Source organism: Kitasatospora sp. NPDC127035, assembly GCF_042726075.1.
Taxonomy (GTDB): domain Bacteria; phylum Actinomycetota; class Actinomycetes; order Streptomycetales; family Streptomycetaceae; genus Kitasatospora.
Genome location: NZ_JBHXDN010000073.1, coordinates 1 through 19789 on the forward strand (window position 1 = coordinate 1; position 19789 = coordinate 19789).

The window sequence follows — 19789 nt, forward strand, 5'->3', positions numbered from 1 at the left end:
TCTACCACACCCCGTTGTGCCGGCACCCACTGTGCCCTGCGCCCCGCGCGCCCCGGGGGCGGTGACGGCCCCCGGGCGCCCCCCGAGGACCGGGCGGTCGCCGTCGGCGCCTTCGGGCCCGGGGCCCGCCTCCGGCGTGCGGCCGTCGGCGGTGCGGCATGCCGGTGAGACGTCCCGGGCCCCGTCGGCCGACCCCCGTGGCGGACGGCGGCGGGGGCGCGGGCCGGGGGCTGCGCCGCCTGTCGGACTACGCGTGGCGGCTGCTCGTCGTCGCGGTGGCCGCGTACCTGGTGCTGACGGTGCTGGGCCGGTTCCACCTGATCACGCTCGCCGCCTTCCTCGCGCTGGTGATCACTTCGGTGGTCCGGCCGCTGGTCGACCTGGCCGCCCGTGCCGTTCCGCGCCCGCTCGCCGTGCTGGTCGGCCTGGCGGTGGCGCTCCTGGTGCCCGTCGGCCTGCTCGCGCTGATCGGGGAGACGGTGGCGAACGACATGGCCCGCCTGACCCGGGAGTTCCAGGGCGGTCTGGACCGGCTGGAGAAGCTGCTGCAGGGGCGACCCCTGCACCTCGGTCCGACGGCCTTCGACGACCTCGAACACAAGGTCTCCGACTTCGCGGCCCGCCACCGTTCGACCCTGATCAGCACGGCCGTCAGCGGCGCCCACCGGGCGATCGAGCTGGCCACGGGTGCTGCGCTCGCCCTGTTCATGTCGGTGTTCTTCCTGCACTCCGGCGAGCGGATGTGGCGGTGGACGTCCGCCCAGCTGCCGTCCGCCGCGGCAGACCGCCTCGACCGGGGCGGCCGGGCGGCCTGGCGGACCTTCGCCGGCTACACCCGGGGCATCTTCGTCGTCGCCGCGAGCAACGCCGCCATGGTCGGCGCCTCGCTGTTCCTCCTGGACGTGCCGCTCGCCCTGCCGCTGACCGTGCTGGAGTTCCTCGCCTCCTTCGTCCCATTGGTCGGCTCGCCGATCGCGATGCTGGTCGCCTCCCTCGTGGCCCTGGCCGCGCGTGGGCCGGTGACCGCCGTTGTGGTGCTGCTGCTGATCGTGGTGATCGGTCAGATCGAGGGGCATCTGCTCCATCCCCTGGTCATGAGCCGGGCGGTCAGCCTGCACCCGGTGGTGGTCGCCGTCTCGGTGCTCGCGGGCAGTATCGCGGCGGGGGTGATCGGCGCCGTCGTCGCCGTCCCCGTGGTCTCGGTGGTCTGGTCGGTCTACGCGGAGCTGCGCCGCCCGCATCCGGTGGCGCAGCGCGCGCCCTGACGGCCCGGAACCGCGGTCCGGTTGCCGGTCCGGAGCCGCGGCTCCGGACCTCGGCCGGGGCACCGCGCCGCCGGGCGTGCGTGGTGCGTGGTGCGTGGCAGCAAATCTTGCGGTTCTCACCGCCCCAACTGACCACCTCTCACCGACGGGCGCCGAAGATCTTTCGGTTCAGGGTCGGTCGAGGCGATCAGGGTGGCGATGACCGTGCAGAACCGCGCCCCGTTCGTGCGGTGGCTCCGGTGGCCCGCCGCCGGTGCGCGGCGGGCCACTACCCGGCGTGGACGGTCCGGGCGGCCCGGGTGTCGCGGGCCGCCCGGGCGGCCACGGGGAGGACCAGGAGGGCGACGACGGCGCCGCCCAGTGCCAGCGTGCTGTAACCGCCGGCCGTGACGACCAGACCGGAGAGCAGCCCGCCGGTGCTGCCCGCGACCGCCAGGCCGACGTCGACCAGCCCTTGGGTGGAGGCGCTCCTCGTGGGCGGCACGGCCGCGGTGACGATGGCCGTGCCGCTGACCAGACCGAGGTTCCAGGCCACCCCGGCCAGGACCAGCGCCCCGGCCAGGACGGCCACCGAGTCCGTCGGCGCCACGCCCGCGAGGACGGCGGCCGCGCAGAGGGTGACGCCGGAGGCGGCGGCGACCGGCAGCGCGCCCAGGCGGTCGACGAGCATGCCGCTGAGCGGGGACGGCAGGAACATGGCGCCGATGTGCAGCGAGATGACGAGCCCGGTCGCGCCGGTGCCGTGCCCGTGGGCGGCCAGGTGGACGGGCGTCATCGTCATGATGGCGACCTTGACCACCTGGCCGAGCAGCATGACCCACAGTCCGGTCGCGACGCCGGGCCCGCGTGCCGTCCGGTCCTCGGTGGCGACCGCACCACTCCCGTCCGGCTCCTTCGCCGTCCGCGCGTTCTCCCGCGCCGCCGCGTTCTCGCGCTCCGCCGCCTGTGCGCGTGCCAGGTGGAGCGGGTCGGGCCGCAGCAGCGTGCCCAGGACGGCGGCGGCCGCCGCGTACCCGAAGGCGGCCAGCAGGAACGGGCCGGCCAGGCGCGGGATCCCCCAGGCCTGCGCCACGTCGCCGGTGACGGTCACCAGGTTGGGGCCGGCGACCGCGCCGAGCGTCGCGGCGAGCAGGACCCGGCTCAGGGCCCGGCCGCGACGGTCCGGCGAGGCGAGGTCGGCGCCCGCGTACCGGGCGAGCAGATTGGTGGCGGTGCCGGCGCCGTAGACCAGGAGCGAGACGAGCAGCAGCGGCACGTTGTCGGCGGCCACCGCCGCCACCACGCCGATGCTGCCCAGGGCGCCGACCGCGTAGCCGAGACCGAGCCCCGGCCGCCTCCCCCGGCGCTGGCAGAGGCGGCCGATACCCAGCGCTCCGAGCATGGACCCGCCGGTGAACAGGGCGCTCGGGATGCCGGCCAGCCCGGTCGACCCGAGCATCTCCTCGGCGAGCAGCGCACCCACCACGATGCCCGCGGTGAGCCCGGCGCCGCTGACCACCTGGGAGATCACCAGGACGGTCAGGACCCGCCGCTGGGCCGGGTGTTCGGGCGGACGGCCGGAATCCGCGACGGTCGGCGAGGAGGCGGAGGAGGAGGCCGAGGACGGGAGCGTCATGCGGACGCCAGCGGGCGGAGCGCCGAGATCTCCTCCAGCGACATCTCCATGTCCTCGTGCAGGTAGCGGACGATGGTCCAGTGGGCCGGCGTCCCCTCGTCGAAGGGGCCGAACTCCCGGCAGTACAGGGGGATCCAGCGCAGCGCCTCCTCGGCCGCCCGCTCCCGGCCGGGCTCCTCCTGGTACGCCTCGTAGGCGATGCTGCGGTGGTTGATGAAGAACCCGCCCGGCAGGCGCTCCTCGCACAGGACCCGGTACTCGCGGGTCTGCAGGATGAGGTAGTGCCAGATCTCGTCGATGTCCTGCTCGACGGGGAGGAAGAGTCCGGCGAGCTCCTCGCGGTAGCGGGAGACGAGGTAGAGGTAGCGCAGGCACTCGGTGACCTGGCGCTCGGCCTCGGCCGGGGTCACGCCGGTCCGGTCGGCCGTGTACGCGACCGCCTCGGCGTGCAGGACGTCGCCGAGCAGGGCCTTGAGGTCGTCGGCCGAGACGTGGGCCTGGGTGGTCATGCTTCTCCGTCCGCTGGTCGGCCGTCCGTCGCGAGCCAGGCGTACTTGCCCGACTTGCCGATCGGCAGGTGCTCTCGGTGCTCGACGTGACATCGCCGTCCGGTGAGCCGCCGGACGCCGTCGGCCAGGGCCTCGGCCTCGGCCGGGTCGAGAGGGGAGCCGTCGAAGGTGGTGCAGCGCAGCACGGCCTCGTCGTCGGGGCCGCCCACGTGCAGGCGGTGCAGGAAGATCCGGGGCGCGACGCCGCCGACGAGGTCGTCGAGGTCGCCCTGCGCGACCGGCCCGTGGGGGGAGGCGAGGAGCTCCTTCTCCCGGCCGCAGAACCGGGCGATGCGGTCCGGGTCCGGGCTGCCGTCCAGCGTGCGGACGCAGTCCCCCGAGCGGTAGCGGACCAGCGGCATGTACGGGTTCCGCACGCTCGTCACGATGAGGCTGTAGATCTCGCTGCCCGGGGCGACCGGGAGGAGTTCGACGCTCATCCGGTCGAGGTACGGGCGGTACCGGCCGGTCCGGTCGCTGTAGTACAGGTAGCCGAGCTCGGTGCTGCCGAACAGGTCCACGATCGGGCAGTCGAAGTGTGCCCGCAGGTACCGGACCACGTTCACCGGGGTGTACTCGTAGGCGTGGACGATGCTGGCCGGCTGCGGGAACCTCTCCCACAGGCCCCACTCGACGGCCTTCCGCACCAGGTGGGCGAGGTGGTAGCCGGAGCAGTCGAGGTGGTAGCGGCCCTCCGGGTGGGCCAGCCGCGCCTCCTCGATCTCCCCGAGCATCCGTTCGACGTCCGCCCGCTGCCACCGGGCCGGGTCCAGGCGGAGGTTGAGGTAGACGGTGCGGTCGTCGAGCCACCGGTCGCTCAGGGCCGGCTCGGGGGCCGGGTCCTCCCCCCGCTTCCTGGCGTTGACCCGGGCGACGTGCTCGGTGGCCAGGACGGTGGTGAGGGAGACCCGTCGGCAGCCCTGCTCCCAGGTCGCGGCGATTTCGGGGTGCTCGCTCCACAGCCGGTAGTAGGAGTTCAGCAGGAAGTACGGCGGGCGGATGATCTGCATTCTGGCGTGATTCGTGCCCGTGGAGAGTACGAACTCCGCCTGGCCGGCTTCGAGCGCGGCGGCGAGGGCCGGAGTCATCCAGTTGTCCGGGAATCCGCGCGCAATCTCGGGCTTCTCCAGAATGGGGAAGTGGCCCTGTTCGATCGAGGCCCGGTAGATCGGAATGTCCCTGATCCGGTCGACCACCTCGGCGGTCGGCTGGCCGTTCACTGTCACCTCCGGTGAGTACGCGGAGCATCGGCGGCCCGCTGCCGTGACGTGCCGGCGTGGGTCTGCGGGCGGAGGCCGGGCCGGCGCGGTGCGCCGGCCCGGCCCACGTCGTGCGGGTGGTGCGTCAGGAGATACAGCCGGACTTCGCGACGCTGATGCAGCCGGACTTGGCCACGCTGATGCAGCCGTCCTTGGCGTTCTGCGCGGAGTTGGCGGCGACCCAGCCCTTCCACTTGTCGTCCTGGGTCATCTTCTTGATGAGCTGTTCCATTCGGACCTCCGAGGTGTGTCGGGGTAGCCGGCGGCGTCGACCGACGCCGCCGTGCCGACATTAAAATGATGGTCAAGGCAGTGTCAATGCAAGGTAATTGGACATCGTTCGGGTTCGACTGGCCGATACTCGTCGGCGCGGCCGGGATCCTGCCCGTCAGGTCGGTCGCCGGTCGGTCGCCGGTCGGTCCCGGCGGGCGCTCCGGACGATGCGGCCGATGACGGCTGCGGCCCGTTCCGGGTGCTCCTCCAGCCACCGGCCGAGGTGTTCCCGGACGGCCTGGCCGACGCAGGCGCGCACGGCCTCGTTGCCCAGCGCGTCGAGGGCGACGCCCTCGAACGGACCTGTCGGCGGCGCCGCCGCGGAGATCGCCGTTGTCAGCGCCGCGTGGCCGGCGGGCTGGTGGACGGCGGGCCCGAGGGGGTCTCGGTGGCGCTCGGGTCGGGCTTGGGCGCCGGGTCGGGGATGTCGACCATCTGCAGGGACTGCTTGGGCGCGCCCCGCAGGGCCAGGTTCATGGCGTCGCGCCAGATCGGCCCGGGGCCGTCGGCGCCGAACACCTCGATGCGGTGCTTGCCGTTGATGGTGATGTCCCGCATCTCGACACCGCCGTTGGGGCCGCCGAGCCAGACGGCGGTGGCGAGCTGCGGGGTGTAACCGCTGAACCAGGCGGCCTTCTTGTGGTCCGAGGTGCCGGTCTTGCCGGCGATCGGCCGGTCGCCCTCCAGGTTGAGGGCCGCGCCGGTTCCGTCCGCGGTCACGCCGTTCAGGATGGTGTTCAGGATCTGCGCCGTCGTCTCGGAGAACACCTGCTCGCAGGCGCCGACCGGGACGAGGACGTCCTTGCCGTCCACCGTGGTGATCTTGTTGATCGAGATCGGGGTGCAGTGCTTGCCCTGGGCGGCGAACGTGGCGTAGACGTTCGCCATGGTCAGCGGGCTCACCTCCCCGACGCCCAGGCCCATCGCGGGAACCTCCTCCAGGGGCTGGCCGCTGGCCCGGCCGGTGATGCCGAGCTTGTCGGCCATCTGCTTGACGCGGCAGAGTCCGATCTCCTCCTCCATCTGCACGAAGTAGGTGTTGATGGACAGCGCCATCGCCTTCTTCAGCTGGTAGGGGCCCTTCTCGTTCGCGGACTCGTTGGGCACCACCGCCTTGGGCCGGGCGGTGTTCTTCCAGGTCCCCTCGCACGTCTTCATCGTCGGGTAGTCGAGCTTGTTCGGGGAGGAGTACTCCTGCGTCGAGGACAGCCCCGCCTCCAGCCCCGCCGCTGCGACGACGGGCTTGAACGTGGACCCGGGCTGGAAGCCGTTGCCGCCGCCCATCGCCGCGTCGACGTTGAGGTTGACGACGGTCTGGTTCTTCTTCGTGTCCAGGCCGTACGGCCGGGTCTGGGCCATGGCGAGGATCTTGCCGGTGCCGGGCTCGACCATGGTGGCGGCGGCCGAGACGGTGTCGGTGACCCGCACGTTGTTGCTCACCGCGGCCTGGGCGGCGGCCTGCTTGTCCGGGTCGAGGGTGGTGTGGATGTTCAGGCCGCCCTGGTCCCAGACCTTCTTCCGGTCGGCGGCGTTCTTGCCGAAGGCCGGGTCCTGCTTGACCACGTGCTTGATGTAGTCGCAGAAGAAGCCCATGCCGGCCTGGGCGGTGATGCAGCCGTTCTGCGGGGTCTTGAACTGGAGGCCCAGCGGGGCGGCCTTGGCCTCCTTGGCCTGGTCCGCGGTGATGTGCTTGTTCTCGACCATCTTGTCGATCACCACGTCGCGCCGGATCTGCGCGGCCTGCGGGTGCAGCTTCGGGTCGTAGGCCGACGGGTTCTGCACCAGGCCGGCCAGGGTGGCGGCCTCGGCGATCGTCAGGTCCTTGTTGCTCTTGCTGAAGTACCGCTGGGCGGCGGCCTCCACACCGTAGGCGGAGTTGCCGTAGTACGTGATGTTGAGGTAGTCGGTGAGGATCTGGTCCTTGGTCAGGTCCTCCTCCAGCTTGATCGAGATCTTCAGCTCCTGGATCTTGCGGCCCAGGGTCTTGCGCTGCGCCTCCTTGACGGCGGCCTGGTCGTCGCCGGCCAGTTCGACGTTGACGTTCTTCACGTACTGCTGGGTCAGCGTCGAGGCGCCCTGGGAGGCGGTGCCGCTCTCCGCGTTCTTGCTGATCGCGCGGAGCACGCCCTTGAGGTCGACGGCGCCGTGCTCGTAGAAGCGGGCGTCCTCGATGTCGACCTGGGCCTGCCGCATGTACGGCGACATCTGGTCGGCGGCGAGGACGGTGCGGTCGCGCTCGTACACCTTGGCGATCAGCCCGCCCTTGGCATCGAAGATCTGGGTGACCTGGGAGAGCGGAGGGGTGTCGAAGTCGTCGGGGATGTCGTCGAAGCCCTCCGCCGTGTCCTTCGCGGTCAGCCCGAGCGCCCCGGCGGCGGGCAGGGCGAGGCCGGCGAGCAGTGCCCCGGACACGACGCTCACGCCGAGGAAGGTCGCACCGTGGCGGGCCAGCCGAAGCGGAGAACTGCGAGGCCGGAGGGGGGCTTCGCCGTCGGGGGAATTCCATATCGGAGGGAGGTTCGATGCCATGCGGGAATACTAGCCGCGGTCCCTCGCTGATCGAACAATTCACCGTGCACGGCTGTCACGGCTCTGTAACAGGTATCGGATTCGACTTACCCATATCAAATCGTATGCGCACTAAATGGCCGTGAAAGGGAAATTCAGGATTCCTGCAAGGAATTCGACAGGCCCCAGCCCGTGGTGCGGAGCCGAAAGGATTCAGTGGAGGCGGCCGTCGTCGGCGGGTTGCCCGCCGACTCCTCCTCCGCCCGTGCGCCCCCGTGGCTTCGCCTTGCGTGCCCCTCTCGTCCCGTGACCCTGATACCCACTAGATGCCGTGGGCGGGGTGAAAGGTTGCGCACGTCCGGAAGTTTCGGAGGCCGTCCCGGGTGCCCCGTCACCTTCCGGGGCGCTGGGGCACTCCGCTCGTCACCGGACCGGGTTAGGGGCGTTCGGGAGTAGCCGTATTCGTCATGGCTCGCGTACCCGGCGGTGCGGTCGAATTCGCCCGGATCGTCGGTGATCGTCGATTCGTCGACGAATGACCGGACGTCCGCAGAGCCTGCTCGGGGCCGTATGCGGCGCTCTTGCGCGCAGGGTCGGCCGTCCGGACCGCACAGTCACCCTGCCGCCCCGCCGGTGCCGGGTCAACGGCGCGTCGCCAGAGCGCCCCGAATCCGGGCCGGAACCGCCCGAAGGGGCAACCCGGCGTGCCCCGTGCCCCGTGCCCCGTGCCCCGGCCCCGTGCCCCGTGTCGCCGGGTTTGTCGCGGTGTCGGGGGCCGGCGGTGGGCGCGTCCCGCAGCGGGTGAGGCGGTCGCCCAACTGCACGCCGTCCGGTGGACCTTGGTCGGGTCCGCCGGCTGCGGCCCGTACGCTACCGGCCATGACGCACATACCTGCAGCGCGGCGGCCGGGCCTGGCCGAGCACCTGCGTGACAAGGGCGCGGCGATGCGCGACGCCGCCCGCCGGCGGCCCGAGAGTTCGGACTGGGACGAGGAGATCGGCGCGGTCTGCGTGGCCGACGACGCGACCGGGGTCCGCAAGGTCCGGGTGGGGGACTGGTCGTTCGTCGGTGACGGCGGCCCCGACATCGGCGGCTTCGGCCTCGGCCCGTCCTCTCCGGAACTGCTCTGCGCGGTGATCAGCACCTGCCTGACGCACACCGTCCTGTGCATCGCGGCACTGTCGGACGTCTCGCTCGACCGGGCCGAGGTCCGGGTGAACGCGCGCAACAACGATGCCCGGTTCTTCGGTGTGCCGACCGAGGCGCCCGCCGTGCCGTACGACCTGACGGCGGTGGTGGAGCTGCGGGGAGCCGCCTCGCCCGAGGAGTTGGCGGAGCTGCTGGCCGCCGCGGACGCGCGGTGCCCGATGCTGCAACTGGTCCGTTCCCAGCACACCGTCACGGTCCGCCCGGCCTGAGCCCCTTCTCCTCCGCCTTCCCCACCCCGGCCGCGTGAGCGCGCGGCCGGGGCGGGGCCGCCTACGCAGGCCCCGGCGAACCTGGTAGCGGGTGCCGGCCGACCGGGCTCCGCGGCCGACGCCCTCGTGGCGACGTGTCCGGGGAGCGTGCATGTCTCCCCGGAGCTCGGCGGAACGAACTCAGTGGAACACGACGGCGTAGCCGCCGGTGACACTCGCCAGGCACGCCCGGTGGAGCTGGTGCCAGGCGAAGCGCTCCGATTCGAACGGTTCGTCGGCCGCGTCCCTCCCGGCCGGCCCGGTCTCCTGCGGGCCGAGGGCGAGGCCCCCGGCGTCGACGCCGATGCCGAGGGCAGGCGCGACGGCCGAGAGCTCCGCGAGGAGACGCTGGGCGGAGCCGACCATCCCGGCGCCCGCGACCTCCGCCTCGGGAGGGAGGAAGAGCGGGTCGGCGAAGTCGACCGGCACGTAGTAGCCCGCGTTGTCGGCGTGACAGAGCAGGTGGGACGAGAACATCGACGTCTCGTCCTGGATCTTCTCGCAGTCGCGGTCCCACTCCTGCTCGCCGATCGACGCGGCGGGCGTGACGGGCTCACCGCGCCCGACGAGCACCACGATGCGGCGCAGCTGGGTCAGGTAGCCGTACGGGAAGCCGCCGGAGAAGGTGGGGGAGTGCGGCGGGCCGGCGATCGGCGGCTCATGCCAGTCGACTCCCTGCGCCGCGAGCGCCCGGCCGAGGCGGGCGAAGGCGCGCCGGTGGTAGTCGAGCCCCTCGGGGTCGTTGCGCGCCTGGTCGTGGAGGAGGCCGACCGATATCGAAAGTCCCATGGGCACGCAGCCTAGTGCGCGCCGGACGACCACCGGCCGGTCGGGAGGTCGGCGGTCTCGTTCCGGCATCGGCTTCGTTCACAACAGGACCAGCGACGCGCAGGCCGGGTCCGCCCGACGCTTCTCGCCCGGGGGCGGGTGGGTCGTGAAAGTCTGAGCGGCGGTCACCTCGGGTTCGGCCCGGGGCGGTGGGAGGCACGGAGGAAGTTCTGCCGATCCACCCGCAACCCCCTGGGGGGATGCGCGCGCGCTTCCAGTCCGCCTACGACGAGGGCCTGCCCGCTGCCCGCTACCTCATGCGCGAACTCGAACTCCTGAGTGTGCACTTCACCCCGCACGGGGTGGAGTTGCTGGCCGATCTGCGCCAGCAGACCGACCACCTGTAGTGCCACCCTGAGCAGAACCGAACGAGGAGGGTCCGGTGCTCCAGCACCTCATCACACAGGACGCCGGCCTGCGAATGGTCCCGACGGACCGGGGCAAGTTGGCCACTGCGGTTGGCCGACTTCAGGACGATCTACGGGCTTTGCCCGAGGAGGCCGATCCCGTCCGCACCCGGGCCCTCACCCGGTGGATCGGCGTCGGGCAGATGTGTTTGGGCCAACACGAGGCGGCCCTGACGTTCCTGCGGCAGTCGCTCGACTTGGCCGCAGCGAGCGGCAACACCCGAGCGGTCGTCGCCACCAGCCTCAACCTCGGCGACGCCCACCGCTACGCCGGTGACATGCGGGCAGCGGAGGCGCTTTACCGCAGCGCCCTGGGCACCGCGCGGAGCCAACACCCGGAACTGGTGGACTTCGCGCTCCAGCACACCGGTAAGTACCTGATGGAGCGCGGCGATCTCGCAGGCGCCGAGGCCCATCTCCGGGAAGCGCTGCGGCTGCGGATCGCCAAGGGTGACACCGAGCTGATCGGGTCCACACAGGCAGCACTCTCGCGGGTGGAACTGCTGATCGACCACGCGGCCGCGCCGGGGGCGGGCGACACTGCGCCTCGCCAGTGGAGCGGTCAGTGGACCTCGTGGCTCCGGTCCCACACCACGGCCCGTACCCCGGACCGGTGGGCAGAGGACTTCCCCGCCATCCGGGGCGCCGTACGCGGGCTGACCGCGCATCAGCGGGGGCACCCGCGACACCTGCGCGACCAGCTGTTCCCGGCTGAGCTGATCACCGCTATGGCACAGGAGGCCGAGGCGGCCCTGACTGCCAACGGCTACCTTCACAACGGCAAGTGGAACGCGGCCGTGGGCGACGCAGCGAACCGCTTCGCCGGGCAAGTCGATCTCGCTGCGGTCGTCACGGAGTCCACCGGACTGGAGGTCGAGCAGCCGCACAACGGCGTCTATATCGCCTATCTGGAGGAGGGCCAGTTCCTCGACTTCCACGTTGACGAGTTCGGGTTCGGTGAGGCCAACCTGATCCTGTGTCTCAAGCACGAGCGTTCCGCCGCAGCTCTCACCGTGAGCGCCACCGTCTTCATCGGCGCTGACGGTTACCGTGCGTGCGATCTCGCAGCGGGCGAGTGCGTTGTGTTCGATGGGGCGATCACCCCACACGGAAGGACGCCACTCGGCGCCGGAGAGCGCGTGGTCCTCATCAGCTTCGGATTCCGTGCGCGTGATGTGGCCAGGCGCTCGGCCGCTCCAGGGCGTACAGGTGTCCCATGGACCGGATGACGCGGTCGAACCGCCAGAACACCAGCGCGTCGTACGCGCCCGGGTTGCTGAACCGGCGCTGAAGCTGCGGGCGCTCCCACGGAGGGTCACGGCGGACAGCCGCTGCCTGGGCGTGACGGCGCCGGGTTCGGTTGAGCACCCGGCGCCGGGCCGGTGCCGTCACCGGGCACGCGGGGCGCTCACCGCCCGGCGGGGGCCGACTCCTCCGGCCCTTCCGGTCCCGCCGTCGCGAGCTCCGGCTCCAGACCGTCCGTCACCGGCGGCACGCCGCGGCCGGTCTCCAGCCGCCACGCGTCGAACGCCCACGCCGTCGCCACGACCAGCCCCGCCCCGAGCAGCCAGCCGCCGAGCACGTCACTGGCCCAGTGCACGCCCAGCGCGACGCGGGTGAAGCCCACGCCGAGCACGGACACCGCGGCCACGGCCCAGGCGGCCGGCCGCAGCGTCCTCGGTACCACCGGTTCCAGGACGAGCAGCAGGACCGCGCAGGAGACGGCGGCCGTCATCGCGTGCCCGGAGGGGAAGGAGTATCCGGGTGCCAGGGCCACCGGGTCGGGCAGGCTCGGGCGGACCCGGCCGACGGCCGCCTTGACCAGGAATCCGGTGAGTCCTGCCGCGGTCTCCGTGGCGGCGGCCCACGCGGCCAGCCTCCACGCTCGCCGGTACAGCAGCCAGCCCACGGCCGCCGCGACCAGCAGGCGCAGCGTGACCGGGTCCCACACGCGGTCGCTCAGCACGCGGATCACGGACAGCAGCGCGGGGTGCCCGAGGACGGCGGTGTGCAGGCGGTCGGCGGCGCCGCGGTCGAGCTCGGCCAGCGGCGTCCAGCGTGCCTCGATCAGCACCAGCAGGACGCCGGCCGGTACCGAGGCGAGCGTGAACGCGCCGGCGGCGGCCAGCAGTCGCCGGCCGAAGCGGCGGTCGGCGGCGCGCAGCGGTCGGCGCGGGGGGCGCCGGCGGAGGGATCGGGAATCGGTGTTCATCCTTCGACGGCTACCCACGTTCGGGCTGGTCAGGCCCCGGATCCGGCTCGATCGGCGAGCGCCGGCCGGCCCGGTCCGCCTCCAGCTGGGCGGCGAACGAGATGCCGAGGAGCAGCGCGATCGCCGTGAGGTAGGCCCAGACGAGCAGCGAGACGCCCGCGCTGAGCGGCCCGTACACGGCGTCGAAGGACCCGCTGATCTTCAGGTAGGTGCGGAGCAGCCAGGTCGCCGCCAGCCAGAGCACCAGGTGGACGGCGGCGCCGAAGGCGAGCCAGCTGTAGCCGGGCTGCTTGCGCCGCGGCGCGCGCCGGAAGATCACGACGGAGGAGAGCAGGGCCAGGCTGAACCCCAGGGGCCGGTGGAGCACCGACCAGACGGTCACGAAGACGCTGTTCGGCCGGTAGACGTCGGCCACGGAGGCGGCGATCTCCGGGCCCGCGACCAGGACGACGAGGCCCGCTCCCATCGGGAGTCCCGCCAGGACGGCCATCACCAGGCCCCGGCCGTACTTGCGGTGGGCGGGGCGGTCCCGCTCGATGCCGTAGATGCGATTGGCGCCGCGTTCGATCTGGCTCATCGCCGTGACCAGGTTGACCATCGAGAACACCAGGCCGAACCAGAGTGCGACCGTGCCGCCCGAGCCGGCCCGCGTCCGGCTGCGGTCCAGCACGTCGCGGACCATGTCCGCGCTCGGCCCGGCGGTCAGCCGTTCGATGGTGAGCTCGGCGACCATCCCGATCCGCTCGGTGTGCATGACCTCGGAGAGGCCGATGACGGCGATGGCGAACGGGACGACGGCCAGGACGGTCTGGAAGGCCAGGGCGCGGGCGTGACTGAACCCGTCGGCGTACCGGAAGCGGACCACGGCGTCGCGGAAGAGCGGCCAGCGGCCGTGCTCCCGCAGGGTCGCGACCGCCTCGTCGGCGGAGAGGTCGCCGCCCCGGCCCCGTACCCTCCTCGCGGTGCCCATCAGCCCGCCGCCCCGACGGTCCGGGGACCCGCGTCGGTCGGTGGTCCCGCCGGAGAGGGTCCCGTCGGCTCCGCCGCCGGGCGCGGCGGGGGCACGGTGGCCCGCCTCCGGCCGGGACGCTCGCCCGCGGGGACCGGGGCGTGCACCAGCAGCGCGCCCGGCCGCACGGTCAGGCGCAGCCGCCGGCCGTCGCCCACCGGCTCGCCGTCCAGCTCGCGCGGGCTTCCGTGCTCCGTGACGAGCGTGATCCGGCGGCCACGGAAGTGTTCCAGGCTGCTCCCGTTCCCGCGCGCGGGGCGCTCTGCCTGCGTGGGTTGCGCGTCCCGGTCGGCCTGCCCGGTCCCGCCGCGCCGCGGGTCCTGCTCCTGCCGGCCGTGCCGACCGGTCACCAGCCGGAGCGTCGCCGTGCACCAGCCGGCGAGCCCCCGGGGCTGGAACAGGACCAGGTCGAGCACACCGTCGTCCGGTTCGGCCTGCGGCAGCAGGCGCACGCCGCCCTGGAGCGAGCCGACGTTGCCCACGACGGCCATGGCGGCGCGGCGGTGGAAGGTGGCGCCGTCGTCGAGCGTGACGGCGAGCCGCATCCGCCGGTCCCCGAGGTGCCGGGCGATCCCCACCAGGTAGGCGGCCCAGCCGAGGCGGCGCTTGAGGCCGCGCCCGGTGTCCGCCATGACGGCGGCGTCCAGGCCGATCCCGGCCATCGCCCCGACGAGGGTCGGTTCGATGCCGTCGCCCTCCGCCAGGGCCAGGTCGATGCGGCGCGGTGCGCCGTCGAGCGCGGCGGCCAGCGCCCGGGCCGGCGAGGTCGGCAGGCCGAGGTTGCGGGCGAGCAGGTTGCCGGTGCCGCACGGGACGACGGCCAGCGCGGTCCGGGTCCCGGCGAGGGCCTGGGCGCAGGCGGTCACGGTGCCGTCGCCGCCGCAGACGACCAGCAGCGGGAAGCCGTCCGCGACCGCCCGGGCGGCGGCCGACCGCCCGAGGTCGTCGGGGTCGGTCTCGGCGACCCGGGGCTCCCGGTACCCGTGCGCCGCGAGCACCGCGAGGACGTCGTCGAGAACGGCGGGATCGGTCACCACGGGGTTGGACACCACCATCGCGCGTCGGCCTGCGGGGCCGGCGGCTTCCCGGCTCCCGGCGGCCGCGCCCGCGGTGGCCGAGCCGGGCGCGGCCTGCGTGGACGGCACGGCCCGCCGTGCCGCGGGGCGCCGTTCGGGCCGCAGGAGCGTGCTCAGGATCCAGAGGGCGACGGCGCCGTTCAGCAGCCCGGCCACCACGTCCGTCGGGTGGTGCATCCCCCGGTAGAGCCGACTCGCCGCGACCAGCAGCGGCACCAGGCAGAGCAGCGCGACGACCGGGAGGTACCGGCGCCGGCCCTTCGCCGACCGCAGCGCGAGCACCGCCAGCGCTCCGTACAGGGCCGTCGCGGCGCCCACGTGCCCGGACGGGAAACTGGAGGTGGCCAGGGCCCCGTCCAGTCGGACCACGTCGGGCCGGGAGCGGCCCACCATCGCCGCCGCCGTCACGAAGACGACGGCCTGGGCGAGGACCGCGCCGCCGACGAACAGCGCCTCCCGCCACCGGCGCGGCCGCCCCGCGAGCACGAGCGCCAGCATCACCGCGGCGGTCGCGGCGACGATGGCGGGGGTGAAGCCGATCGCCGAGACCCACCCGGAGGCCCGGTCGAGCGACGGGTTCCGGTGCTCCGCCAGCCAGGTCACGACCGTCGGCTCCCGCTGGTCCCAGAGGCCGAACGGCGGATGCGTGACGAGGAGTCCGGCCAGCACCAGCACGACGGTCTGGGCCGGCAGTGCCAGGACGATCCGCCTGACGGAGCGTATGCCCCCTGGTGTCATCATGCGGGCCGTGTGCCCCGAACCGGCCGCTTCACGCGTTCCCGGCCGGCCCCGGGCGGAGCAGGGCCCGGTGCGTCAGGCCCGGCGCGTCAGGCCCGGCGCGTCAGGCCCGGCGGGTCAGGCCCGGCGGGTCAGGCCCGGTGCATCGGGCCCATGGGCGTCAGGATCCGGGGTGGCAGGCCCTCCGAGTGTCAGCAACCCGTCCGAGCGTCAGGAACTCCCCGGACCGGACCGGCGGATCGCCCGCCGCCGCGGCACGGCCGGGAGTGGGAGAGGGAACGGCGGGTAGCAGACGGACTCCTCCCCACGACGGCCCCGCCGCACGGTCGGCCGGCGGGGGAGCGGACGGCGCCCGAGGGGCAGAAGGGACAGGTGCGATCCGGCATGCTGGGCCAGTCACACGCGGTCAGCGGGGCACTGATCTTCGCCGCGACGGCGTCGTTCCTGCCGGAGGCCCTGCTCGGCAAGGAGCTGCGCCCCGGCGAGATCCTGGTGGGCACGCTGCTCTGCGCCGGGGCCGCGCTGCTCCCCGACCTCGACCACCACGACGCGACACCCGCGCACCTGCTGGGCCCGTTGTCGAGGGGGCTCTGCCGCCTGGTGGGCAGGCTGAGCGGCGGACACCGCCACGCCACCCACTCGCTGCTGTTCGTGGCACTCGTCAGTGGCGGCACCTGGTGGGGCGTCACCCGTCTCGGCGACGGCTTCACCCTCGGTGTCACCTTCTTCCTCCTCGCCCTCGCGGCGCGTGCCCTGCACCTGCATCCGCCCGGGCACGGGCTGACCGCGTGGGTGACCTCGGTCGGTCTGGCCGGGGTCGGCACGGCGACGGTCGCCGCCTGGTTCGACGGCATCGCCGGCTGGCTGCCCTACACGGTCGGTCTGGGCGCCCTGACCCATCTGCTCGGCGACTGCCTGACCCGGCGGGGCGCGCCGCTGCTGTGGCCGTACCGGCGGCGCTTCGAGGTGGTCCTGATCCGGCGGACCGGCAGCCGTCGGGAGACCCGCTTCTTCGTGCCGCTGATGACCGTCGCCACCTTCGGGGCCCTCTGGTTCACCGCCTTCGCCCCACGCTTCGCCACGAGCTGACCGCCGGCCTCGGTCCGACCGCGTGTCCGGCCTCGGTCCGGAGCCGCTCGGCCGGCCCGGCGCCGCGGGCCCGTGCGGACCGGGCGGCGACGGCCGGGCCTGCGACGGCCGGGCCCGGGGCGGCGGGGGTGATGCCGTCGCGTCCGGGGGCCGGTTCAGCGTGCTGCGGTTCCTGCGGGGTGGGCGCTGTCCTCGAAGTGGTCCGTGGTGGCCGGTTCGGGGGCTCTGGGCGCGGTGCCCTGCCGGGCGGTCTGGCAGGTGCTGCACGTGTGCCAGTGCGGTCGGACCCCCGACCGGTCGGTGTCGGTGAAGCGGTGCGGGGCGAGGGTCATCTCGCCGGTGTCCAGACCGCACAGGGTGAGGGGGCCGCAGACGCCCGACGCGTCCGCTGGGGCGGCGTGCGCGAGGCGCACCGGGTTCTCCGGGTCCGCCGGCGTGTGGTCGGGTCCGAGGATCCGAACGTTGGTGGGCATGTCCAGTTCCAGTACGACGATGATGTCCATCTTCTCAACGTGGCCGTCCGCGCGGTCCGTCGCACCCGCACGGTGGCATCCGGACCAGCCGGACCAGCCGGACCGGTAGGCCGTCGAGGCGAGGCGTCCGTCGCCCGGCACGCCGGAGGCCGTCACGGTCACACCGCGCGCGGTCCGGCGGGCGCGCGGTCCGGCCGATGTGCGGGTCCGGCCGGAGTCCGATCCGGCGGGGCCGTGCCGGGGTGTGTGCAGCGGTCGCCCCGGTGGCGCCCGGTCAGGAACGCAGCACGGCGGTGGCGGTGTCGGGGTGGATGGTGAAGACCCGGTCCAGGCCGACGATGCCGAGGATGCGGGCGGTGTTGGAGGGTACGGAGGCCAGCGCGATGCGGGCGCCGTGGCCCACGGCGACGTTGCGGGCGGCCAGCAGGACGGTGATGCCGCTGGAGTCGCAGAAGTCCAGCCGGGCCAGGTCGAGGACCAGCAACTGTCCGCCGGCGAGGGGGAGGGTGTCGACGGCCTCGCGGAGGCCGGGGGCGGTGTGGTGGTCGAGGTCACCGGCGATCTCCAGTACGGGACCGGTCGCGGCGTCTCGGGTGGTGATCGTCAGCGGGTTCATCCGTGCTCTTCACTCGTAGCAGGGGCCGGGGAGGGGATGCCGAGGGCGAGTAGGGCGGTGTCGTCGTCCAGGCCGTCGCCGAAGCCGGCGAGCAGCCCGGTGAGGGCGGTGACCAGGGCCTGAGGCCCGGCCGGGGTACGGGTGGCCGCGAAGGCGAGCAGGGCCTCCTCGCCGTACAGCTCGCGGTTCGGGCCGATCCGGGCCTCGGTCAGGCCGTCGGTGTAGAGCAGCAGTGTGTCCCCGCGGGAGAGGACGGTGCGGGTGGGCGTGAACTGGGCGTCGGGCAGCACGCCGATGAGCATGCCGCCGGGAGTGGGAAGGAACTCGGCGGTGCCGTCCGCACGCTGGACCAGCGCCGAGGGGTGGCCGCCGGAGGCCAGCTGCACCGTGCAGGTGTCGCCCCGGGGGTGCAGGACACCGAAGACGGCGGTGCAGTAGCGGGTGTCGCCGCCGCTGGTGTACCGCTCGTTCAGCACGGTGTTGAGCGTGTGGAGCACCGTGACCGGGTCGGGGTCGTGCAGGGCGGCGGCGCGCAGGGTGTGGCGGGTCAGCGAGGTCACGGCGGCGGCCTGGGGGCCCTTGCCGCAGACGTCGCCCAGGAAGAACGCCCACCGGGCGCCGTCCAGGGGGAACAGGTCGTAGAAGTCTCCGCCCAGCAGGTCGGGCGAGGCGGTGTGGTAATGCGAGGCGGCCTCCAGCCCCGGCACGACGGGCAGGGCGGAGGGCAGCAGGCTCTGCTGCAGCACGGCCAGCGCCTCCTGGAGGCGCTCGCGGTCCGCCTCCGCCTGCCGGCGGGCCTCCTCGGCCGCCCGTCGGCCGCGCAGCAGCTCGGCTTCGTAGGCCCGGCGGTCGCGGGCGTCGAAGACGCTGGTGCGGATGAGCATCGGCTCGCCACCGGCGCCGGTCTTCACCCGGGAGGTGACCAGGACCGGCAGCCGCGTGCCGCCTGCCGCCTTGAGCTCCAGGGCGATCCCGCTGATCTCGCCGTTCAGGTGCAGCAGCGGCGCGAAGTGCGTCTCGTGGTAGAGCCTGCCGCCGACGGTGAGGAGGTCGGCGAACCGCATCCGGCCCACCACCTGGTCGCGGCCGAGGCCCAGCCAGTCCAGCAGGGTGGTGTTGATCTTCGCCACGGTGCCGTCCATCAGGGTGGACAGGTAGCCGCAGGGCGCCTGCTCGTACAGTTCCTCGGCGCTGTCCTCCAGGAGGGCGGTGAACGTCGCGTCGGGGGCGTCCAGGCCCTCCTCCCGTCTCGGGCCGCCGGGGCTCCGGTCACCGGCGCGAGCCGTCATCGGGCGGCTCCGACGAAGCCGAGGATCGCCTCGGCCGTGGCCTCCGGCGCGCTGAGCTGCGGGCAGTGGCCGGTGGCGTCCAGGGTCACCAGCCGGCTGCCGGGGATCGCGGCGTGGACGTAGGCGCCCACCTCACGGGGGGCGATCACGTCCTGGGCGCACTCCAGCACCAGCGTCGGCACCGTCACCGACTTCAGGTCGTCACGGCTGTCGGACAGGAACGTGGTCCGGGCGAAGACCCGCGCCATGTCCGGATCGGTCGCGCAGAACGACGTGGTCAGCTCCTCGCCGAGCTCCGGCCGGTCCGGGTTGCCCATGATCACCGGGGCCATCGCCGCGGACCAGCCCAGGTAGTTGGACTCCAGCGACTCCAGCAGCTCGTCGATGTCCCCGGCGTCGAACCCGCCCCGGTAGCCGTCCTCGTCTATGTAGCGGGGGGAGGGCGCCACCATCACCAGCCGGGAGAACCGCTCCGGGGCGGCGGCCGCCGCGAGCACCCCCACCATGGCGCTGACCGAGTGCCCCACGAACGTCACGTCCCGCAGGTCCAGCTCCTCGACGACCTCGACCACGTCCCGGGCGTAACCGTCCAGCGAGCTGTAGCGGTCCTCGGTCCACGCGGACGCGTCCGACCGGCCGGACCCGACGTAGTCGAACAGGACCACGCGGTAGTCGCCCGCCAGGGCCGGAATGACCAGGCGCCACATGTTCTGGTCGCACCCGAACCCGTGCGCGAGGACGACCACCGGCCCGTCGGCACGCCCGGTCACCCTGATGTTGTTCCTGCGTGCGACATCCATGCCCACCAGTCTCCCACCCGCCCGTCCGGCGCCTTCTCGGGGCCTCGGGTGCCGGGGGGCGGGTGCAGGGTGCCGGGCCCGGACATCGGGCAGTGGCCCGGCTGCGGGCACCCCGCCGCCCCGGTTCGTCGACCGCGGCTCCGATCCGCGGGTGTGCACGGGAGGCGGGGCGAGTGCGCCGGTGGGAGCGGAATCGGCGGGAACGCCTCCCGGTGCTGTGACCGGACGGGTACACCGGGTTGCACCGGCGGACCGTCGGCCGACGGAATGTCGTGGGACGTCCAGGTCGGGAGTGGCCAGGAACAGCGAGCGGTCGGCTCGGGGAC

19 protein-coding genes are annotated in these 19789 nt (G+C 73.4%); 5 read left to right on the forward strand and 14 right to left on the reverse strand.

The features are described from left to right. Window positions 1-197 precede the first annotated feature (197 nt). Window positions 198-1265, forward strand: coding sequence for an AI-2E family transporter (locus ACFWIC_RS34060; protein ID WP_380520783.1), 1068 nt, complete (start codon window positions 198-200; stop codon window positions 1263-1265). Between the two features lie 268 nt (window positions 1266-1533). Here ACFWIC_RS34060 and ACFWIC_RS34065 read toward each other — a convergent pair whose 3' ends face one another. The 6 genes from ACFWIC_RS34065 to ACFWIC_RS34090 form a co-directional block, all read right to left on the reverse strand. Then, a complete protein-coding gene (locus tag ACFWIC_RS34065; RefSeq protein ID WP_380520784.1) occupies window positions 1534-2880 on the reverse strand; it encodes an MFS transporter in 1347 nt (448 codons plus the stop codon). After that, window positions 2877-3389, reverse strand: a complete 513-nt coding sequence (locus ACFWIC_RS34070; protein WP_329883231.1) for a hypothetical protein — start codon at window positions 3387-3389, stop codon at window positions 2877-2879. Before ACFWIC_RS34070 ends, ACFWIC_RS34065 begins: the two co-directional genes overlap by 4 nt. Further along, complete coding sequence (locus ACFWIC_RS34075; RefSeq protein WP_329950688.1) at window positions 3386-4648, reverse strand: hypothetical protein; 1263 nt, start codon at window positions 4646-4648, stop codon at window positions 3386-3388. Before ACFWIC_RS34075 ends, ACFWIC_RS34070 begins: the two co-directional genes overlap by 4 nt. Window positions 4649-4772: 124 nt before the next feature. After that, entirely contained in the window at window positions 4773-4919 is a 147-nt protein-coding gene (locus ACFWIC_RS34080) for a hypothetical protein (protein WP_329883230.1), read from the reverse strand. Between the two features lie 156 nt (window positions 4920-5075). After that, a complete protein-coding gene (locus ACFWIC_RS34085; protein WP_329950682.1) occupies window positions 5076-5219 on the reverse strand; it encodes a hypothetical protein in 144 nt (47 codons plus the stop codon). A gap of 77 nt (window positions 5220-5296) precedes the next feature. Beyond that, complete coding sequence (locus tag ACFWIC_RS34090; RefSeq protein WP_380520785.1) at window positions 5297-7381, reverse strand: transglycosylase domain-containing protein; 2085 nt, start codon at window positions 7379-7381, stop codon at window positions 5297-5299. 966 nt (window positions 7382-8347) lie between these two features. Between ACFWIC_RS34090 and ACFWIC_RS34095 the strand changes: the two genes are divergently transcribed. Then, the gene (locus tag ACFWIC_RS34095; RefSeq protein WP_329877590.1) at window positions 8348-8887 is read left to right on the forward strand and encodes an OsmC family protein; all 540 of its coding nucleotides are present in this window, start codon (window positions 8348-8350) and stop codon (window positions 8885-8887) included. Window positions 8888-9067: 180 nt separating this feature from the next. Here the strand turns inward: ACFWIC_RS34095 and ACFWIC_RS34100 are convergent, their stop codons facing one another. Beyond that, the gene (locus tag ACFWIC_RS34100) at window positions 9068-9715 is read right to left on the reverse strand and encodes a hypothetical protein (protein ID WP_329877591.1); all 648 of its coding nucleotides are present in this window, start codon (window positions 9713-9715) and stop codon (window positions 9068-9070) included. A 239-nt stretch (window positions 9716-9954) separates the two neighbouring features. Here ACFWIC_RS34100 and ACFWIC_RS34105 point away from each other — a divergent pair, with 239 nt between their 5' ends. Together ACFWIC_RS34105 and ACFWIC_RS34110 are read left to right on the forward strand one after the other, a co-directional pair. Then, window positions 9955-10101, forward strand: a complete 147-nt coding sequence (locus ACFWIC_RS34105) for a hypothetical protein (protein WP_380520786.1) — start codon at window positions 9955-9957, stop codon at window positions 10099-10101. A 35-nt stretch (window positions 10102-10136) separates the two neighbouring features. After that, a complete protein-coding gene (locus ACFWIC_RS34110; protein WP_380520787.1) occupies window positions 10137-11390 on the forward strand; it encodes a tetratricopeptide repeat protein in 1254 nt (417 codons plus the stop codon). A 179-nt stretch (window positions 11391-11569) separates the two neighbouring features. Here ACFWIC_RS34110 and ACFWIC_RS34115 read toward each other — a convergent pair whose 3' ends face one another. From ACFWIC_RS34115 to ACFWIC_RS34125, 3 genes are read right to left on the reverse strand one after another with little or no spacing between them, the layout of a single operon-like run. Then, the gene (locus ACFWIC_RS34115; RefSeq protein ID WP_380357885.1) at window positions 11570-12373 is read right to left on the reverse strand and encodes a phosphatase PAP2 family protein; all 804 of its coding nucleotides are present in this window, start codon (window positions 12371-12373) and stop codon (window positions 11570-11572) included. Between the two features lie 10 nt (window positions 12374-12383). After that, window positions 12384-13343, reverse strand: a complete 960-nt coding sequence (locus ACFWIC_RS34120; protein WP_329950603.1) for a YihY/virulence factor BrkB family protein — start codon at window positions 13341-13343, stop codon at window positions 12384-12386. Continuing rightward, the gene (locus ACFWIC_RS34125; protein WP_380520788.1) at window positions 13343-15199 is read right to left on the reverse strand and encodes a diacylglycerol kinase family protein; all 1857 of its coding nucleotides are present in this window, start codon (window positions 15197-15199) and stop codon (window positions 13343-13345) included. Before ACFWIC_RS34125 ends, ACFWIC_RS34120 begins: the two co-directional genes overlap by 1 nt. Before the next feature lie 381 nt (window positions 15200-15580). Here ACFWIC_RS34125 and ACFWIC_RS34130 point away from each other — a divergent pair, with 381 nt between their 5' ends. Next, a complete protein-coding gene (locus ACFWIC_RS34130; RefSeq protein ID WP_380520789.1) occupies window positions 15581-16285 on the forward strand; it encodes a metal-dependent hydrolase in 705 nt (234 codons plus the stop codon). Between the two features lie 155 nt (window positions 16286-16440). Here ACFWIC_RS34130 and ACFWIC_RS34135 read toward each other — a convergent pair whose 3' ends face one another. The 4 genes from ACFWIC_RS34135 to ACFWIC_RS34150 all read right to left on the reverse strand — a co-directional run bounded on the left by ACFWIC_RS34135 (window position 16441) and on the right by ACFWIC_RS34150 (window position 19463). Further along, window positions 16441-16788, reverse strand: a complete 348-nt coding sequence (locus ACFWIC_RS34135) for a hypothetical protein (RefSeq protein ID WP_380357893.1) — start codon at window positions 16786-16788, stop codon at window positions 16441-16443. A gap of 244 nt (window positions 16789-17032) precedes the next feature. Continuing rightward, entirely contained in the window at window positions 17033-17374 is a 342-nt protein-coding gene (locus ACFWIC_RS34140) for an STAS domain-containing protein (RefSeq protein ID WP_329877609.1), read from the reverse strand. After that, the gene (locus ACFWIC_RS34145; protein WP_380357900.1) at window positions 17371-18663 is read right to left on the reverse strand and encodes a PP2C family protein-serine/threonine phosphatase; all 1293 of its coding nucleotides are present in this window, start codon (window positions 18661-18663) and stop codon (window positions 17371-17373) included. The genes ACFWIC_RS34140 and ACFWIC_RS34145 overlap by 4 nt, the downstream gene beginning before the upstream one ends. Further along, complete coding sequence (locus tag ACFWIC_RS34150; protein WP_380520790.1) at window positions 18660-19463, reverse strand: alpha/beta fold hydrolase; 804 nt, start codon at window positions 19461-19463, stop codon at window positions 18660-18662. Before ACFWIC_RS34150 ends, ACFWIC_RS34145 begins: the two co-directional genes overlap by 4 nt. Between the last annotated feature and the right edge of the window lie 326 nt (window positions 19464-19789).

Coding starts and splice junctions, on each gene's coding strand:
- ACFWIC_RS34065 (WP_380520784.1), bottom strand. CDS start 2,880: ATGACGCTCCCGTCCTCGGCCTCCTCCTCCGCCTCCTCGCCGACCGTC.
- ACFWIC_RS34070 (WP_329883231.1), bottom strand. CDS start 3,389: ATGACCACCCAGGCCCACGTCTCGGCCGACGACCTCAAGGCCCTGCTC.
- ACFWIC_RS34080 (WP_329883230.1), bottom strand. CDS start 4,919: ATGGAACAGCTCATCAAGAAGATGACCCAGGACGACAAGTGGAAGGGC.
- ACFWIC_RS34095 (WP_329877590.1), top strand. CDS start 8,348: ATGACGCACATACCTGCAGCGCGGCGGCCGGGCCTGGCCGAGCACCTG.
- ACFWIC_RS34100 (WP_329877591.1), bottom strand. CDS start 9,715: ATGGGACTTTCGATATCGGTCGGCCTCCTCCACGACCAGGCGCGCAAC.
- ACFWIC_RS34105 (WP_380520786.1), top strand. CDS start 9,955: ATGCGCGCGCGCTTCCAGTCCGCCTACGACGAGGGCCTGCCCGCTGCC.
- ACFWIC_RS34115 (WP_380357885.1), bottom strand. CDS start 12,373: ATGAACACCGATTCCCGATCCCTCCGCCGGCGCCCCCCGCGCCGACCG.
- ACFWIC_RS34120 (WP_329950603.1), bottom strand. CDS start 13,343: ATGGGCACCGCGAGGAGGGTACGGGGCCGGGGCGGCGACCTCTCCGCC.
- ACFWIC_RS34125 (WP_380520788.1), bottom strand. CDS start 15,199: ATGATGACACCAGGGGGCATACGCTCCGTCAGGCGGATCGTCCTGGCA.
- ACFWIC_RS34130 (WP_380520789.1), top strand. CDS start 15,581: ATGCTGGGCCAGTCACACGCGGTCAGCGGGGCACTGATCTTCGCCGCG.
- ACFWIC_RS34135 (WP_380357893.1), bottom strand. CDS start 16,788: ATGGACATCATCGTCGTACTGGAACTGGACATGCCCACCAACGTTCGG.
- ACFWIC_RS34140 (WP_329877609.1), bottom strand. CDS start 17,374: ATGAACCCGCTGACGATCACCACCCGAGACGCCGCGACCGGTCCCGTA.
- ACFWIC_RS34145 (WP_380357900.1), bottom strand. CDS start 18,663: ATGACGGCTCGCGCCGGTGACCGGAGCCCCGGCGGCCCGAGACGGGAG.
- ACFWIC_RS34150 (WP_380520790.1), bottom strand. CDS start 19,463: ATGGATGTCGCACGCAGGAACAACATCAGGGTGACCGGGCGTGCCGAC.